This is a genomic window from Rhizobium mesosinicum (assembly GCF_019511345.1).
Lineage (GTDB): Bacteria > Pseudomonadota > Alphaproteobacteria > Rhizobiales > Rhizobiaceae > Rhizobium > Rhizobium mesosinicum.
In genome coordinates this window covers 159,702-175,476 of the sequence record NZ_JAEUAK010000010.1, presented here as the reverse complement: position 1 = coordinate 175,476, position 15,775 = coordinate 159,702, and the positions used below count along the sequence as shown (strand labels likewise).

Sequence of the window (15,775 nt, the reverse complement as noted above, 5' to 3'; positions counted from 1 at the left end):
GCGTGGCGATGCGGCCAGAGAGAGAAGGAACAGGTACCATGACTATCAAGCTGCAAAAGCCTGACATCACCGAGCTGAAGCCGCGCATCACCGTGTTTGGCGTCGGCGGCGGCGGCGGCAATGCCGTCAATAACATGATCTCGGCCGGTCTCCAGGGCGTCGACTTCGTCGTCGCCAACACGGACGCCCAGGCGCTGACCATGACGAAGGCCGAACGGGTCATCCAGCTCGGCGCCAACGTCACCGAGGGCCTCGGCGCCGGTTCGCAGCCTGAAGTCGGCCGTGCGGCCGCCGAAGAATGCATCGACGAGATCATCGATCACCTGAACGGTACGCATATGTGCTTCGTCACCGCCGGCATGGGCGGCGGCACCGGTACGGGTGCTGCTCCCGTCGTCGCACAGGCCGCCCGCAACAAGGGCATTCTGACGGTCGGCGTCGTCACCAAGCCGTTCCATTTCGAAGGCGGACGCCGCATGCGTCTGGCCGAATCCGGCATTCAGGAACTGCAGAAGTCTGTCGATACGCTCATCGTCATTCCGAACCAGAATCTCTTCCGTATCGCCAACGACAAGACGACCTTCGCCGACGCCTTCGCCATGGCCGACCAGGTTCTCTACTCGGGCGTTGCCTGCATCACCGACCTAATGGTGAAGGAAGGTCTCATTAACCTCGACTTCGCCGACGTCCGCTCGGTCATGCGCGAGATGGGCCGTGCAATGATGGGCACGGGCGAAGCCTCCGGTTCGGGCCGCGCCATGCAAGCCGCCGAGGCGGCGATCGCCAACCCGTTGCTCGACGAAACCTCGATGAAGGGTGCGCAGGGCCTGTTGATCTCCATCACCGGCGGTCGCGATCTTACGCTCTTCGAAGTCGATGAAGCTGCGACGCGCATCCGCGAAGAAGTCGATCCGGATGCCAACATCATCCTCGGCGCAACCTTCGACGAATCGCTCGAAGGCATTATCCGCGTCTCGGTCGTCGCCACCGGCATCGACCGCACAATGGCTGAGGGCACCGACCGCGTGTTCCAGCCGGCAGCAAAGCCCGCTATCCGCCCCTCCGCGGCCGTTGCTCCGGCACCGGCCGCAGTTCAGCCTGCTCCGGTAATGCAGGCACCGAAGGCCGACCAGATTGCGCAGACCATCCGCGAAGCTGAAGTCGCAATGGAACGAGAATTGGAAATCCCGGCCCCGCGTGCCGCTGCTCCGCTGCAGCAGCCGGTGATGCAGGAAACCTTCCGCCCGCAGAGCAAGATCTTCGCACCTGCGCCGGAAGCTGCCCCGGTCATGCGCCAGGCTCCGGTTCAGCCGGCTCCCGTCATGCAGCAACCGGCTCCGCAGCCGGTCATGCAGCAGCAGCCGATGCACCAGCCGGTCCGCCAGGAACCGATCATCCGCCAGGCTCCCGAGCAGGTCCGCATGCCTAAGGTCGAGGACTTCCCGCCGGTCGTCCAGGCCGAGATCGACCATCGCTCGCAGCCCGTCTCTTCCCACGTCCAGGAAGAGCGCGGTCCGATGGGCCTGCTCAAGCGAATCACAAATTCGCTCGGCCGCCGCGAAGAAGAGGTCGCTCCGGAAATGACGTCTGCGCCGGCCGCTGCTTCGCAGCAGCGCCGTCCGCTGTCGCCTGAAGCAAGCCTCTACGCGCCGCGCCGCGGCAGTCTTGACGACCAGGGACGTACGGTTCCGCAGGCCCGGATGATGCAGGAAGACGACCAACTGGAAATTCCCGCCTTCCTGCGCCGTCAGTCGAACTGAGAGAGCACGTCTCCACAGAAAACGCCCGGGACCGAAACCCCGGGCGTTTGCATTTCTACATGCTTGAATTCTAAATGCTTTTGCCGCTGCGGATTTCGTAACAAATCGAAACGAACAGTGATTTGGATTGCAGCGCCGGTCCACGTAAGTATGAGGCAAGCGAGCTGCCCCAAGAATCTGCTTCGAGCGGTTCGGGCAGCATAGAAGAAAGACCCGGCCGGTTGGCAGCAACGGGTACGGAAGAATAAAGGCAGAATTTTATGGGACTTGGCTTGCTGGGTTTTCAAACGACGGTATCGCGTCCGGTGACACTTTCGGGCATCGGCGTCCATTCGGGTGCCGACGTTTCGATCACCTTCAATCCGGCCGAAGCCGGCACCGGCGTGGTCTTCCAACGTGTTCATGAAAACGGCGACGTCACTGAGCTGAAGGCTGTTTCCTCGCAAGTCGGCAATACCGATCTCTGCACCGTTCTCGGCTTCTCGCCGGCCCATTCCGTCGCGACGATCGAACATGTCATGGCAGCCGTCTATGCGCTCGGCCTCGACAACGTCGTCATCGAAGTCAACGGCGCCGAAATGCCGATCATGGATGGCAGCTCGGTTCCCTTCGTCGAAGCCATCGAGCAGGTCGGCCTCGTTTCCCTCGGCGTCAAGCGCCGCTATATCCGCATCACCAAGCCGGTTCGTATCGAGCATGGCGGTTCCTGGAGCGAGTTCCGCCCCTATGACGGCACGCGCTTCGAAGTCGAGATCGATTTCGAATGCCCGCTGATCGGCCGCCAGAAATGGGAAGGCGATCTTACCGCCACCGTCTTCAAGGCAGAGCTGTCGCGGGCGCGCACCTTCGGCTTCATGCGTGATGTCGAGCGTCTGTGGGCTTCGGGCCATGCTCTCGGCTCCTCGCTCGAGAATTCGGTCGTCATCTCCGACGACAATACCGTCATCAATGTCGAAGGCCTGCGCTATGCCAAGGACGAGTTCGTGCGTCACAAGACGCTCGATGCCGTCGGCGATCTGGCGCTTGCCGGTGCACAGTTCATCGGCTGCTACCGTTCCTACCGCGGCGGCCACAAGATGAACGCCAACGCTCTCAAGGCACTGCTCAGCGATCCCTCGGCCTATGAAGTGGTCGAGACGTCGATACCGCGCCAGCGCGTTGCCGTTCGCGAATTCATTGCAGTCAGCGCTCCGGAATTCGCCCCCTGGTCGGCATGACCTCCAGTATACCAATTAAGGCCAGGGCCGCCTCCTAACGGGGGCGGTTTTTTTATGGAAAAAGGCGGGTGGCGCACCGATAGATGTTTTATGGCAATATTTAGCCGCCGCCGCTGCGAATGCCGGCGAAAAGCCGGATATTCTCGTCGGCGCCGCCACAAAAATGCGTTAATGCGTGATCATTGCGTTGCTCTCGATAGGTATTTGTGGCTAGAAACGCCAGCTAGGCGTGGCTGCTGTGGAGTGGACGGCGGCGGTGGGATTCTTTCGAATGGCTTATGCAAGGTCTGACATGATGATGAAGACAGCGCGCGCTTTGCTCGCATCCGTGATGGTGCTGAGCGCAGGCGCCTTGATTTCCGGCTGCCAGTCGGACCCTGATATCGACATCACCAAGCTTGGCCTCGAAACCGATCCGCCTGATGTGCTCTACACGCAAGGCCTTGCCAACATGAAGGCCGGCAACATGGCCGAAGCGGCGCGCAAGTTCGATGCGATCGATGCGCAGAATCCTTTCTCGGAATGGGCGCGCAAGGCGCTCGTGATGAGCACCTTCGTCAAGTATCGCCAGGGCCGCTTCGACGACGCGCTCGCATCGGGCAACAAATATATGGCGCAGTATCCGAAGTCCAAGGATGCGGCTTATGTGCAGTATCTCGTGGGTCTGACCTACTCCAAGCAGATCGTCGACGTGACGCAGGACCAGCGCGCGGCGCAGAAGACGATCGAGGCGATGCAGGCCGTCGTCGACAATTATCCCGACTCCGAATACGTCGATGACGCGCAGGCCAAGATGCGTTTTGCGCGCGACCAGCTCGCCGGCAAGGAGATGCAGGTCGGCCGCTACTACATGGAGCGCAAGGAATATCTCGCCGCGATCTCGCGCTTCCGCATCGTCGTCGAAAAATATCCGAACACGAATCAGGTCGAGGAGGCGCTCGCCCGCCTCGTCGAAGCCTATTACGCGATGGGCGTCGTCGAAGAGGCGCAGACTGCCGCTGCCGTTCTCGGTCACAATTATCCCGACAGCCAGTGGTATGCTGATTCTTACAAGCTGCTGCAGTCGGGTGGCGCGGAGCCGCGTGAAAACAAGGGTTCGTGGATCGCTGCAGCGGGCAAGAAACTCCTTCTCGGTTCCTGAGGCCAATGCTGATCCAGCTTTCGATCCGCGATATCGTTCTGATCGAGCGGCTGGATCTTGCCTTCGAGACCGGCCTCTCCGTGCTGACGGGTGAGACGGGTGCCGGCAAATCCATCCTGCTCGACAGTCTTTCGCTGGCCCTTGGCGGGCGCGGCGATGGCGGGCTCGTGCGCCACGGCGAGGACAAGGGTCAGGTGACGGCCGTCTTCGATGTCGGCATGGATCACGGCGCCCGCAAGCTCTTGCGTGAGAACGGCATCGACGACGAAGGCGACCTGATTTTTCGCCGCCAGCAATCCTCAGACGGGCGCACCAAGGCCTACGTGAACGACCAGCCAGTCAGCGTGCAGCTGATGCGCCAGGCGGGCCAGATGTTGGTCGAGATCCACGGCCAGCACGACGACCGTGCGCTTGTCGATACAAACGCCCACAGAACGCTGCTGGACGCGTTTGCCGGCATCAGCGAGGATGTGCAGGAGGTAGCCGCGCTTTACCGCCAGTGGCGCGATAGCGAGCGTACCTTGAAGAAGCACCGCGAGAAGGTCGAGGCGGCGGCCCGCGAGGCGGACTATCTGCGATCATCGGTCGAAGAGCTTGAGAAGCTCTCGCCGCGGGATGGCGAAGAGGATGAGCTTGCCGACCGCCGCCAGAAGATGATGAAGGCCGAGCGCATCGCCGGCGATATCGCCGAGGCCTCGGAGTTCCTGAACGGCAATGCCTCTCCCGTGCCGCATATCGCCTCGCTGGTGCGCCGTCTCGAGCGCAAGAGCCATGAGGCGCCCGGCCTGCTGGAAGACACCGTAGCGCTGCTCGACGCCGCTTTGGACCAGCTTTCGAATGCACAAATGGAAGTCGAGGCCGCACTGCGCAAGACGGAATATGACCCGAAGGAGCTGGAGCGCGTCGAGGAGCGGCTTTTTGCGCTGCGCGCCGCCTCACGCAAATATTCCGTTCCCGTCACCGAGCTTCCTGCTCTGGCCGTGCGGATGATCAGCGATCTTGCCGATCTTGACGCCGGCGAGGAGCGACTTTCCAAGCTCGAGGCGGAAGTCGGGGTCGCCAAGGCGAATTACGATGCGGCGGCGCGCTCGCTTTCGGAGAAGCGTCACCATGCGGGCGATGCGCTGGCGCAGGCTGTGATGGCCGAACTGCCGGCGCTGAAACTCGAGCGCGCCCGCTTCATGGTGGAGATCACCACCGATGCGGAGGAGGCGACGGCCGAGGGCATCGATGTCGTCGAATTCCACGTCCAGACCAATCCGGGCACGCGTCCCGGCTCGATCATGAAGGTCGCTTCGGGCGGCGAACTCTCGCGTTTCCTGCTGGCGCTGAAGGTGGCGCTGGCCGACCGTGGTTCGGCGCCGACGCTCGTCTTCGACGAAATCGACACCGGTGTCGGCGGCGCCGTGGCGGATGCGATCGGCCAGCGGCTGAAGCGGCTTTCCGAGCGCGTGCAGGTTCTCTCCGTCACCCATGCGCCGCAGGTGGCGGCACGGGCCGCCACGCATCTCTTGATCTCCAAGGGACCGTCAGGGGAGGGTTCCGACAAGATTGCTACGCGCGTTGCCACCATGGCGCAGAAAGACCGGACGGAAGAGATTGCCCGCATGCTCGCCGGCGCCTCGGTCACGGAAGAGGCGAGGGCGGCTGCGGCGCGTCTGCTGTCGGGGAACGCCTAGACATTCATCGCCGGTAACAAGGCTTGGTCACTGCGCTATCAGGCGTCATCCATCCGTGAGGTGCTGCAATCCATGCGGCTTTTCCATTTCAGCGACGATCCCGCCATTACGGTTTTCGAGCCGCGCCCGGCGCGCATTGCCTCCGATCGCCCGCCGGGGCGAGAATGGTTGAACGGGCCGCTCGTCTGGGCGATCGATGAGAACAACGACTTCATGTATCTCTTTCCGCGTGATTGCCCGCGTATTCTAATCTGGGCGACGCCCGAGACATCAGACGAGGATCGCCGCTTGCTTGGCGACTGGCGGGGTGCCGCCTATATCGAGCGCGGCTGGCTGGCGCGGCTGCGGGCCGAAACGATCAATCGTTACGACATGCCGGTTGACGGTTTTGAAGATCTGCAGGATGCGGGGATGTGGGTGTCGCGCAGAACGGTTCTACCGCTTGGCCGCACCGTCCTGTCCGGCCTCGATCGCGAGTTTGCGCCCCGCGGCATCGAGCTCCGTGTCGTTGACAGCCTGACCCCGTTGAAGGCATTGAGAGACAGCACATTGCATGTCAGCGCCATCAGACTGCGCAACGCGCAGCCATAATTCAAAACGCTGATGCTATTTCAATCGCGGAATTTTGCTCTAAAACGATTGCAGATTCTCTGGAGTGAAGCTGCATGTCGACCGAATCCGTCGCTGTTGAGGACCTGACTCTTGAAGACGCCGCCGCCGAACTGGAGCGGCTGTCTAAGGAAATCGCGCATCATGACGCGCTCTACCACGGCAAGGATCGGCCGGAGATTTCGGATGCGGATTACGACGCGTTGAAGCGTCGCAACGATGCGATCGAGGCGCGCTTTCCGGAGCTTATCCGCGAGGACAGCCCGTCACGCCGCGTGGGGGCCGAACCATCCAACACCTTTGCGCCCGTCGTTCATTCCCGGCCGATGCTTTCTCTCGACAACACCTTTTCACAGGAAGATGTGCGCGACTTCGTTGCCAGCGTCTATCGTTTCCTTGGCCGCCTGCCGGACAATTCCATCGCCTTCACGGCCGAACCAAAGATCGATGGGCTTTCCATGTCGATCCGTTACGAGAGTGGCAAGCTGGTGACGGCTGCGACGCGCGGCGACGGTACGACGGGCGAGAATGTCACTGCCAATATCCGCACCATCAAGGAAATCCCGAACGAACTGCCAAAGGGCGTTCCGTCTGTCGTTGAGGTGCGCGGCGAGGTCTACATGGCCAAGAGCGACTTTATGGCGCTGAACGCCCAGATGGAGGCCGAGGGTAAGCAAACTTACGTCAACCCGCGCAACACGGCCGCTGGCTCGCTGCGTCAGCTCGATGCGAAGGTGACGGCGAGCCGCAAGCTGCGGTTCTTCGCCTATGCCTGGGGCGAGATGTCGGAGATGCCTGCCGATACGCAGATGGGCATGGTCGGCAAGTTCAGGGAGTGGGGCTTCCCGGTCAATCCGCTGATGAAGCGGCTGAGCTCGGTGGACGATATCCTCGCCCACTATGCCGAGATCGGCCTCGAACGGCCGGAGCTCGACTACGATATCGATGGTGTCGTCTATAAGGTCGACAGCCTCGAACTGCAGCAGCGCCTTGGCTTCCGCTCGCGCAGCCCGCGCTGGGCGACGGCGCACAAGTTTCCGGCCGAGCAGGCTTTCACCACCGTCGAGAACATCGACATCCAGGTCGGCCGTACGGGTGCGCTGACGCCGGTGGCGCGGCTGACGCCGATTACCGTCGGTGGCGTGGTCGTCACCAATGCGACACTGCACAACGAGGACTATATCAAGGGCATCGGCAACAATGGCGAGCGCATCCGCGAGGAGGAGCACGACATCCGCATCGGCGATACTGTGATCGTGCAGCGCGCCGGCGACGTGATCCCGCAGGTGCTCAATGTCGTCATGGAAAAGCGCCCGTCCGGAGCGCAGCCCTATCAATTTCCGAAGGTGTGCCCGGTCTGCGGTTCGCATGCAGTGCGTGAGCGGCACGAGAAGACCGGCAAGCTCGATTCAGTCACTCGCTGCACCGGGGGCTTCATCTGCCGGGCGCAGGCGACGGAGGAGCTGAAGCATTTCGTTTCGCGCAATGCTTTCGATATCGAAGGGCTTGGCTCCAAGCAGATCGACTTCTTCTTCGAGAGCGAGGATCCGGCCCTGCAGATCCGCACCGCACCAGACATCTTCACGCTGGAGAAGCGCCAGCAGCAGTCGATCACCAAGCTGGAAAATATCGACGGCTTTGGCAAAGTCAGTGTCAGCAAGCTTTATAGTGCAATCAACGACCGGCGCAGCATTGCGCTTCACCGTTTCATCTACGCGCTCGGTATTCGCCATGTGGGCGAGACGACGGCGAAGCTGTTGGCGCGCTCCTATCACACCTACGAGGCCTTTGCGACTGCGATGAAGGAGGCCGCAGCTCTTTTCGGGGATGCCTGGAACGATCTCAACGCCATCGAAGGTATTGGCGAGGTGGTGGCGCGCGCCATCGTCGAATTCTACAAAGAGCCGCGCAATATCGAGGTCATCGGCCGCCTGCTTGAAGAAGTGACGCCGCAGGAGGCTGAACAGCCGGTTACGGCGGGCAGCCCGGTCGCCGGCAAGACCGTGGTTTTCACCGGCTCGCTGGAAAAGTTCACCCGTGAAGAGGCTAAGGCACGCGCCGAAAGTCTCGGCGCCAAGGTGGCGGGTTCCGTCTCTAAGAAGACCGATATCGTCGTTGCCGGCCCCGGTGCTGGCTCCAAGCTCGACAAGGCGCGCGAACTCGGAGTCCAGACGATGGATGAGGATGAGTGGCTGGCGCTGATTGGTGGATAGCGGACGCGGCAGCTGACGAGTTTGTAAGTCCGCCTTTATTGGGCGTCATCCTCGGGCTTGTCCCGAGGATCTACTGCCGGTCGATATGTAGCAGATCCTCGGGACATGCCCGAGGATGACGGAAGAGAACTTAGCGGCGGCCCCCTGTCTGTCGTTGGTGCCTGCCGCTCCCGTTTAGCTCCGCAACCGCGCCATCGTATAGGCATCGACATATTGCCCGTCGCGATAGCCGAACGACCTCAAAAGGCCTTCCCTCTCGAAGCCGAATTTTTCGTAGAGACAGATGGCAGCGTCATTGTCCGTATAGACAGTCAACTCCAACCGCTTGATGTCGTGCCAGTTGTCGGCCGCATCCACCATGGCGGCCATCAGGAAGGTTCCGATGCCGCGGCCGGTGAAATCGTCATGTACGCCCATGCCGAGACTGGCGGCGTGCTGGCGCCGTCCTTCGAAGCGGTTCATGCCGCCATTGGCGACGAGTTTGCCATCGAATTCGACGACGAGATTGAGCGCACCGGACGAGGGGTTTTCCATGCGCTTGCGCACCGCGTCGACGCTTTGAAACGGCGGGCGCAGCGTTCCGGCGCGGTAGCCCGGCAGGTTCATCAGTTCGGTGACAGCTTCGGCATCGCTGATGCGCAAAGCGCGAACGCTGAGGCCTTTCAACAAAGGCTTTTCGGGTGGGGTATCCTGATTGGCTGACATCATACTCTCCTTGGGCTTTTAAAAGAGGAGAGCGGAGTTTTCGAAAAACCCTGCTTTCCTCGGCAGGGTTTTCGGGATGATCGGCTGCTAGTGACGCACCATCGCTCCCGCGCACCCTGCAAGGGTCGTGGCAATAAGATGCATAGTGTGGGTCACTGAGTTGATCATGGATGGAAGTTTCGCCATTCGCCTGCAGATGTCAACAGGTCAGAATTTGCCTTCGGATGCGGCTATCTTTATTCCGATAAGCACAGACGATTCGGATATCTGCCCTTGAAGACCATCGCCATCGACTTCGAAACAGCCAATGAACAGCGCGGCAGCGCCTGCTCGGTCGGTCTTGCCTGGATCGAGGATGGGCAGGTGACGCGGGTCGAGGAGCGCCTGATCCGCCCTAGGGATATGCGCTTTTCCGGCATGAATATCGCCATCCACGGGATTCGCCCCGAACATGTCGAGGATTCACCAGAATTTCCCGAGGTCATGGACGAGTTCCTTGAGGATTTCCGCGGTGCGACCATGATCGCCCACAATGCCGCCTTCGATTTCAGCGTCTGGCGCGCGAGCCTCGATCTTTACCGGCAGTCCTATCCGGAGCTGACCTATCTCTGCAGCCTGAAGATGGCGCAGCGCATCTGGCCGCATTTCCTATCCCACCGGCTGAATCTGATTGCCGAGCATCTCGGCCTGCGTTTCGTCCATCATAACGCGGCTGAGGATGCTGCCGTTTGCGCGGCAGCGGCGATCGAGATGGCAAGGGCGGTCAAGGCTGCGACGGTTGCCGCCATTCCGGCTGTCATCGGCATGAGGCCCGGCAAGCTGACATCAGGTGGCTACGAGCCCTGTACCTGCCGTAAAGCGTGAGGCGCCTGCGTTTCTTGTAAAGATTCAGGCCATTCTTATCTTAGCTTGCGGATCAACACGGGAGTTGCCATGTCCGCTTTGCGCAATCTTTTCCTTGGCTCAGCATTCCTCGCCGTCTCCGCAGGCGCGACATCGGCCGAGGTCGTCGGCAAGGTCGGTGTCGACTGGATCGGCAACGACATCATTATCGAGGCTGTCTCCGACCCTGAGGTGAAAGGCGTGACCTGCCATGTCACCTATTTCGACCGGAGCCTGATCGACCGGTTCAAGAACGGCAACTGGTTCGAAGACCCTTCGAACAATTCCATCGCCTGCCGTCAGACAGGGCCGATCGAGATCGGCAATATCGATCTGTCCAAGGATGGCAGCGAAGTGTTCCGGCAGGGCATGTCGCTGATCTGGAAGACGCTTGTCGTCAACAGGATCTACGACAAGGCCAACAACACGCTGATCTATCTCGCTCATTCGCGGCAGGTGACGGATGGTTCGGCAAAGATGGCGATTTCGACCATTCCGCTCTATGGGCAGGATGTGGTTTGGAAGAATGGGAAGCCGTAATTGAGTCGATCCCTATCTTCTGATGTGCCGTGGGCCCCCTCATCCGACCCTTCGGGCCACCTTCTCCCCCAGTGGAGAAGGGGATATGCCGCGCCGTCTCGGCATTCTTAACCGGGTCGTGTAACACGTCCCCTCGCCCCAGCGGGGAGAGGGTTAGGGTGAGGGGGCTCCACACGCAAAGTTTGCTTTTTGCCTCCATTCCAAACAAAGAAGGCCCGAACGAGCCGGGCCTTCGCATTCGAGATATCGAAACGTATCAGGCAGCTTCGCGGGACAGTTCGTCGGCGATGACCGTGTCGAGGTTGAGGAAGCAAACCATGGTCTTTTCCAGCGCCACGATGCCGCGGCAGAAGGCGCGCTGGGCTTCCGGGATGATTTCCGGCGGCGGCTGCAGATCTTCGCTCTTGATGGTCATCATGTCGGAGACCTGTTCGACCAGCAGGCCGACCAGCTTGCCGGCGATGTCGGTGACGATGATGGCGGAACGCTCCGACGGTTCCGTCATCTTCATGCCGAGGCGGCAAGCCATGTCGATGACCGGGATCACCGCGCCGCGCAGGTTGATGAGGCCGAGGACGTAGGGCGGAGTGTGCGGCATCGGAGTGACCGGTGCCCAGCCGCGAATTTCGCGGATCGCCATGATGTCGATGCAGAACTCCTGGTCGCCCAGGTGGAACGAGACGATTTCGAGGTAGGCGCCCGTCTGTTTGATGGCGTTGCTCATGATCAAAATTCTTCCCAGTTGTCTCCGGCCGGAGAGGAGGCGATTGTCCTGGCGGCAGCGCCGCCCGTGAATGCGCCCGCGACTTTGCCCATTAGGCTTCGTGCGGGTGAGGATTTCGGATGCGAGGCTGCGGAGGCTTCTCGCGGCGTTTGACGGGCGCTCATGCCCTCGCCGATATTGAACTGCCGAACCAGCTGCGTCAGGTTTTCCGCATCGGTTGCGAGAGTGTGGCTGGCGGCGTTCGTTTCTTCCACCATGGCCGCATTCTTCTGCGTCACCTGATCCATCTGGCTGATGGATGTATTGATCTCGTTCAGTCCGACCGATTGTTCGCGCGCAGACGTTACGATTGATTTAACATGGCCGTCGATACGCAGAACATCTTCGCCGATCTGGCGCAAAGCCTCGCCGGCAGCCGTCACAAGTTCGCCACCGATTTTCACCTCGGCGCCGGATTTGCTGATCAAGGCCTTGATGTCCTTGGCTGCTCCGGCCGCGCGGCCGGCAAGTTCGCGCACTTCCTGCGCCACGACCGCAAAACCCTTGCCGGCTTCGCCGGCCCGCGCCGCTTCGACGCCGGCATTGAGTGCGAGTAGATTCGTCTGGAAAGCGATCTCGTCGATGACGTTGATGATGGTACCGATCTCGCGGGAGGCGCCTTCGATTCGCTCCATTGCAGCCATCGCATCGCCGACGATGGCATCGGATTTCTCGGTATTCTGGCGTGTATGGGCGACCATGTTGCCGACTTCCTCGGCGCGGCTGGTGGCGTTTCGCACGGTGGCGGTAATCTCGTCCAAGGCTGCTGACGTCTCTTCCAGCGAGGCCGCCTGCTGCTCGGTGCGTTTGGCGAGATCGTCGGCGGCGGCGCGCATCTGGCGGCTGTTTGCCTGGATGGACGTGCTGTTCAGGGCAATATCGCCCATCGCCTGACGCAGGCGAACGGCTGTCTGGTTGAAATCCTGACGCAGCCGTTCAAGCTCGTCGCGGAAAGGCTGATTGATGCTTGCGGTCAGATCGCCGTTGGCAAGGCGGGTGAGGCCCTGTCCGAGGGCCATGACGGCGGCGCTCAACGCCTCTGCATCGGCGAGCTTGGCAGATTCGCGCTCGCGACGCTCGGCATCGCTGCGCTGGCGGTCGGCAGCCGTGCGTGTTTCCAAATCGATCTTTTCGATGGCGGCAAGACGGAAGCTTTCGGCGGCGCGAGCCATTTCGCCGATCTCGTCACCGCGTTCTTTGCCGGCGACGTCGCTTGTCAGGTCGCCGTTCAAGATGCGCAGCATGCTTTCGCGCACGGTGACGATGCCGCGGCGGATGGAGCCGCCATGGATATATTGCAGCGAGGCCATGGTGAGAATTGCGATGACGCCAAGCGCGATCTGGATCACCAGAGAATTGCGGGAGGTCTCATTGGCGCTTTCGACGCGCTGGCGGGCAACGGCGGTCCCTTCACTCGCGAACTTGTCGAGGGTGGCGGCAAGCTTTTCGCCGTCAGCGTCGATACGATCGTCGATCTTGTCGAATTCGGCATCGGACGCGCCCTGTTCGACGAGCGCCTTGAGGTCCACCTGGATGGCCTGGCGAAGCGCGCCGACATCTGAATCGTAGCTTTTCAGCAGGTCGCCGGCCTTCAGCTCCTCAGCGATCATGCCCATTTCCTTCGAGCCGCCGGAGAGGGTGGCGAGCGAGTCTGCGACGACTTTCAGGCGGTCGGGCTGGATGGTCTTCTCGTCCTTGTCGACGATCGTGTCCATGGCGGCGAGAACCAGCGTCAGGCCGGCGACGCGCATATCGTTGATGCTGTCGATGCTCTGCTGGATCTCGCTGGCGCGGCGCAGGCCGGTGTCGACCTGCATGTTCTCATACCAACCGGTTCCGAGCATCGAGCCGAAACCGATGAGAGCAGCCCCGCCGAGCGTCCAGAGCCGCTGGCCGACCGAAAGGTTTCTGCGAACCGTCGAATTTGTCATAAAGCCACCCTCCGCCCCAGGCGGTTTTCAGTTCCCTCGATTTTTATGCTGATCCGGTTCATGCTCCGGCCGACATCATGTCGGAACAGCGCCGAAGCACTGTATGCATTACTAAATATAGATATCCGCAATTAAGCCTTTCCTAACGATGTCTTTCCTTGGGTTGCTTGGAGGTGTTCGGGGCAAGCCGTTATAAAGGCGTGATAATTCGTTTGTGTGAGGCTTTTTCTGAAGGTGTTTGCCCAGATTTGGCATTCATCAAGGCGGGCCAATTAATCACGGGTGAGAAAACGCATTCTTGAATTGCGCGCTCGCGATGGTGACTATAATCACACGGGCGAGGCGGACGGGGAATCCGCGCTGGTAAAGGATCGTGCAATGAAGAATTTCCGTATCGCCGTCTGGATCGCAGTGCTGCTGCTTGCCGGCGTGCTCGGCTGGTTCACGCTCGATCAGAGCCGGACGAGGGAAGTGGTGGCCGAGGGACCATTCGGCGTGCCGTTCACGCTGGTATCGCAGACGGGCCAGCCGATCACGGAGCAGGCCCTGCGCGGCAAGCCCACGGCCTTGTTCTTCGGCTTCACGCACTGCCCGGAGGTCTGCCCGACGACACTCTTCGAGCTCGGCGGCTGGATGGAGAAAGTCGATCCCCAGGGCAACAAGCTGCAGGCCTATTTCGTCACGGTCGATCCCGAGCGCGATACGCCCGAAATCATGAACGAGTACGTCTCCAACGTTTCCAAGCGCATTACCGGCATTTCCGGCCCGCCGGACAAGATCGCCGAGGTCATCAAGGGCTTCCGCGTCTATGCCAAGAAGGTGCCGGTCGACGAGAACAATCCGAACGGAGATTACACGATGGACCATACGGCCTCGGTTTTCCTGCTCGATTCGGCCGGGCGCTTTGCGGGAACGATCTCCTATGGCGAAAACCCCGATACGGCGATAAAGAAGCTTGAGAATCTCGTCGCCAAGGGATGACCGGCAGCTGAACGCATTGCAACCGGTCGCAGGCGGCGCAACCGGAAAGATTGCCTATCGTGAGTGAAATCCGCCTTTACGTGTCAACGACCGAAAAGCAGGCCGAAGAGATCCTCGACCTTCTGGGCGAGGTCTTCGGCGAAGAAGATTTTGCCATCGGTACCACCGAGATCGATGAAAAGAAAGATATCTGGGAAGCCTCTGTCTACATGATGGCGGAGGACGAGTCGGATGTGCGCTCTCGCGTTGAAGATGCGCTGGCACAGGCGTTTCCCGATGTCGTGTTGTCGCGGGAAGTCATTCCGGATGTGGACTGGGTTTCAAAATCCCTGGAAGGGCTGAAGCCGGTCAGGGCAGGGCGCTTTCTCGTGCACGGCTCGCATGATCGCGACAAGGTCCGCACCGGCGATATCGCCATCGAGATCGATGCCGGCCAGGCTTTCGGCACCGGCCATCACGGAACGACGGCCGGCTGCCTGGAGGTGATCGATAGAGTGCTTCGGGCACGGAAGGTGCGCAATGCCCTCGATCTCGGCACGGGCAGCGGCGTATTGGCAATTGCCGTGCGCAAGCTGCGCAACATTCCCGTGCTTGCAACGGATATCGACCCGATCGCTGTCCGTGTCGCGGCCGAGAATGTACGCCGCAACGGTATTGCCAGCGGCATCAGCATGGTGACGGCACCGGGCTTCCATTCGACGGCTTTTTCCGAGAATGGGCCTTTCGACCTCATCATCGCTAATATCCTGGCGCGCCCGCTGATCAAGATGGCGCCGCAACTCGCCACCAATCTGGCGCCCGGCGGATCGGTGATCCTGTCCGGCATCCTTGCCAGCCAGCGCTGGAAGGTGATTGCCGCCTATAGTGGCGCGAAGCTCCGTCACGTGCGCACGATATGGCGCAATGGCTGGGTGACGATTCATCTCGATCGCCCGTAATCTTAGGGAATTCCGACAAGAAAAAAGGCGGTGCCGGAGGCACCGCCTTGGACCGGCATTTAAATCCGGTCTTGCCCGCGAGCTCGAAGGAGGAGGATGCTCAAGCGGGCACTACTGCATTCCGATAGGCCCGTCCGGTGGAGGGAGGAGGATCGGAAAGGCTTTAAGCTCAGAATGCGTAGCTGGGAGCGCCCTTGTGGCGCGTGGAACGCTGGCCTGCTACGAGCATCTTGAGGCTATCCTCATGCTGCGGGCGGCGGGCACCGATGATGTGACGCACAGTCTGGCGTTCGCCAGCCTGTACCGGGCTGCTGTAAGCGAAGCGCGAGAGCGAGGCGGTCATTTCAAAAAATCCTTTGTTGATGGTTCGTCGCAAACCGTTCGATGCGCTCTATATAGATATTCCGTCATGCGGC

At 60.9% G+C, this 15,775-nt stretch carries 14 protein-coding genes; 10 read left to right on the top strand and 4 right to left on the bottom strand.

What is annotated here, in order from left to right; all coding sequences use genetic code 11:
- Positions 1-38: 38 nt before the first annotated feature.
- The 6 genes from ftsZ (at position 39) to ligA (ending at position 8,619) form a co-directional block, all read left to right on the top strand.
- A complete protein-coding gene (gene ftsZ, locus JNB85_RS23650; protein ID WP_220336717.1) occupies positions 39-1,760 on the top strand; it encodes a cell division protein FtsZ in 1,722 nt (573 codons plus the stop codon).
- A 260-nt stretch (positions 1,761-2,020) separates the two neighbouring features.
- Positions 2,021-2,977 (top strand): UDP-3-O-acyl-N-acetylglucosamine deacetylase, encoded by a 957-nt coding sequence (gene lpxC / locus JNB85_RS23645; protein WP_220336716.1) that lies wholly within the window; start codon positions 2,021-2,023, stop codon positions 2,975-2,977.
- Between the two features lie 271 nt (positions 2,978-3,248).
- On the top strand, positions 3,249-4,118 hold the full coding sequence (locus tag JNB85_RS23640) for an outer membrane protein assembly factor BamD (protein ID WP_220336715.1): 870 nt from the start codon (positions 3,249-3,251) through the stop codon (positions 4,116-4,118).
- Between the two features lie 5 nt (positions 4,119-4,123).
- Entirely contained in the window at positions 4,124-5,797 is a 1,674-nt protein-coding gene (recN, locus tag JNB85_RS23635) for a DNA repair protein RecN (protein WP_220336714.1), read from the top strand.
- A gap of 72 nt (positions 5,798-5,869) precedes the next feature.
- Positions 5,870-6,388, top strand: coding sequence for a DUF6886 family protein (locus JNB85_RS23630; protein ID WP_220336713.1), 519 nt, complete (start codon positions 5,870-5,872; stop codon positions 6,386-6,388).
- Positions 6,389-6,462: 74 nt separating this feature from the next.
- The gene (gene ligA, locus JNB85_RS23625; RefSeq protein ID WP_220336712.1) at positions 6,463-8,619 is read left to right on the top strand and encodes an NAD-dependent DNA ligase LigA; all 2,157 of its coding nucleotides are present in this window, start codon (positions 6,463-6,465) and stop codon (positions 8,617-8,619) included.
- 174 nt (positions 8,620-8,793) lie between these two features.
- On the opposite strand, the gene JNB85_RS23620 is transcribed toward ligA, so the two are convergent.
- On the bottom strand, positions 8,794-9,324 hold the full coding sequence (locus tag JNB85_RS23620; protein WP_220336711.1) for a GNAT family N-acetyltransferase: 531 nt from the start codon (positions 9,322-9,324) through the stop codon (positions 8,794-8,796).
- A gap of 273 nt (positions 9,325-9,597) precedes the next feature.
- Between JNB85_RS23620 and JNB85_RS23615 the strand changes: the two genes are divergently transcribed.
- Together JNB85_RS23615 and JNB85_RS23610 are read left to right on the top strand one after the other, a co-directional pair.
- On the top strand, positions 9,598-10,188 hold the full coding sequence (locus tag JNB85_RS23615) for a 3'-5' exonuclease (RefSeq protein WP_220336710.1): 591 nt from the start codon (positions 9,598-9,600) through the stop codon (positions 10,186-10,188).
- A 69-nt stretch (positions 10,189-10,257) separates the two neighbouring features.
- On the top strand, positions 10,258-10,746 hold the full coding sequence (locus JNB85_RS23610) for a CreA family protein (RefSeq protein ID WP_220336709.1): 489 nt from the start codon (positions 10,258-10,260) through the stop codon (positions 10,744-10,746).
- Positions 10,747-11,002: 256 nt separating this feature from the next.
- On the opposite strand, the gene JNB85_RS23605 is transcribed toward JNB85_RS23610, so the two are convergent.
- Both JNB85_RS23605 and JNB85_RS23600 read right to left on the bottom strand, forming a co-directional pair.
- Positions 11,003-11,470, bottom strand: a complete 468-nt coding sequence (locus tag JNB85_RS23605; protein ID WP_420852292.1) for a chemotaxis protein CheW — start codon at positions 11,468-11,470, stop codon at positions 11,003-11,005.
- Between the two features lie 2 nt (positions 11,471-11,472).
- Positions 11,473-13,440 (bottom strand): methyl-accepting chemotaxis protein, encoded by a 1,968-nt coding sequence (locus JNB85_RS23600; protein ID WP_220336707.1) that lies wholly within the window; start codon positions 13,438-13,440, stop codon positions 11,473-11,475.
- Between the two features lie 378 nt (positions 13,441-13,818).
- Between JNB85_RS23600 and JNB85_RS23595 the strand changes: the two genes are divergently transcribed.
- A complete protein-coding gene (locus tag JNB85_RS23595) occupies positions 13,819-14,421 on the top strand; it encodes an SCO family protein (RefSeq protein WP_183825267.1) in 603 nt (200 codons plus the stop codon).
- Between the two features lie 59 nt (positions 14,422-14,480).
- Positions 14,481-15,359, top strand: a complete 879-nt coding sequence (locus tag JNB85_RS23590; RefSeq protein ID WP_220336706.1) for a 50S ribosomal protein L11 methyltransferase — start codon at positions 14,481-14,483, stop codon at positions 15,357-15,359.
- 169 nt (positions 15,360-15,528) lie between these two features.
- Here the strand turns inward: JNB85_RS23590 and JNB85_RS23585 are convergent, their stop codons facing one another.
- Entirely contained in the window at positions 15,529-15,702 is a 174-nt protein-coding gene (locus JNB85_RS23585; protein ID WP_220336705.1) for a hypothetical protein, read from the bottom strand.
- Between the last annotated feature and the right edge of the window lie 73 nt (positions 15,703-15,775).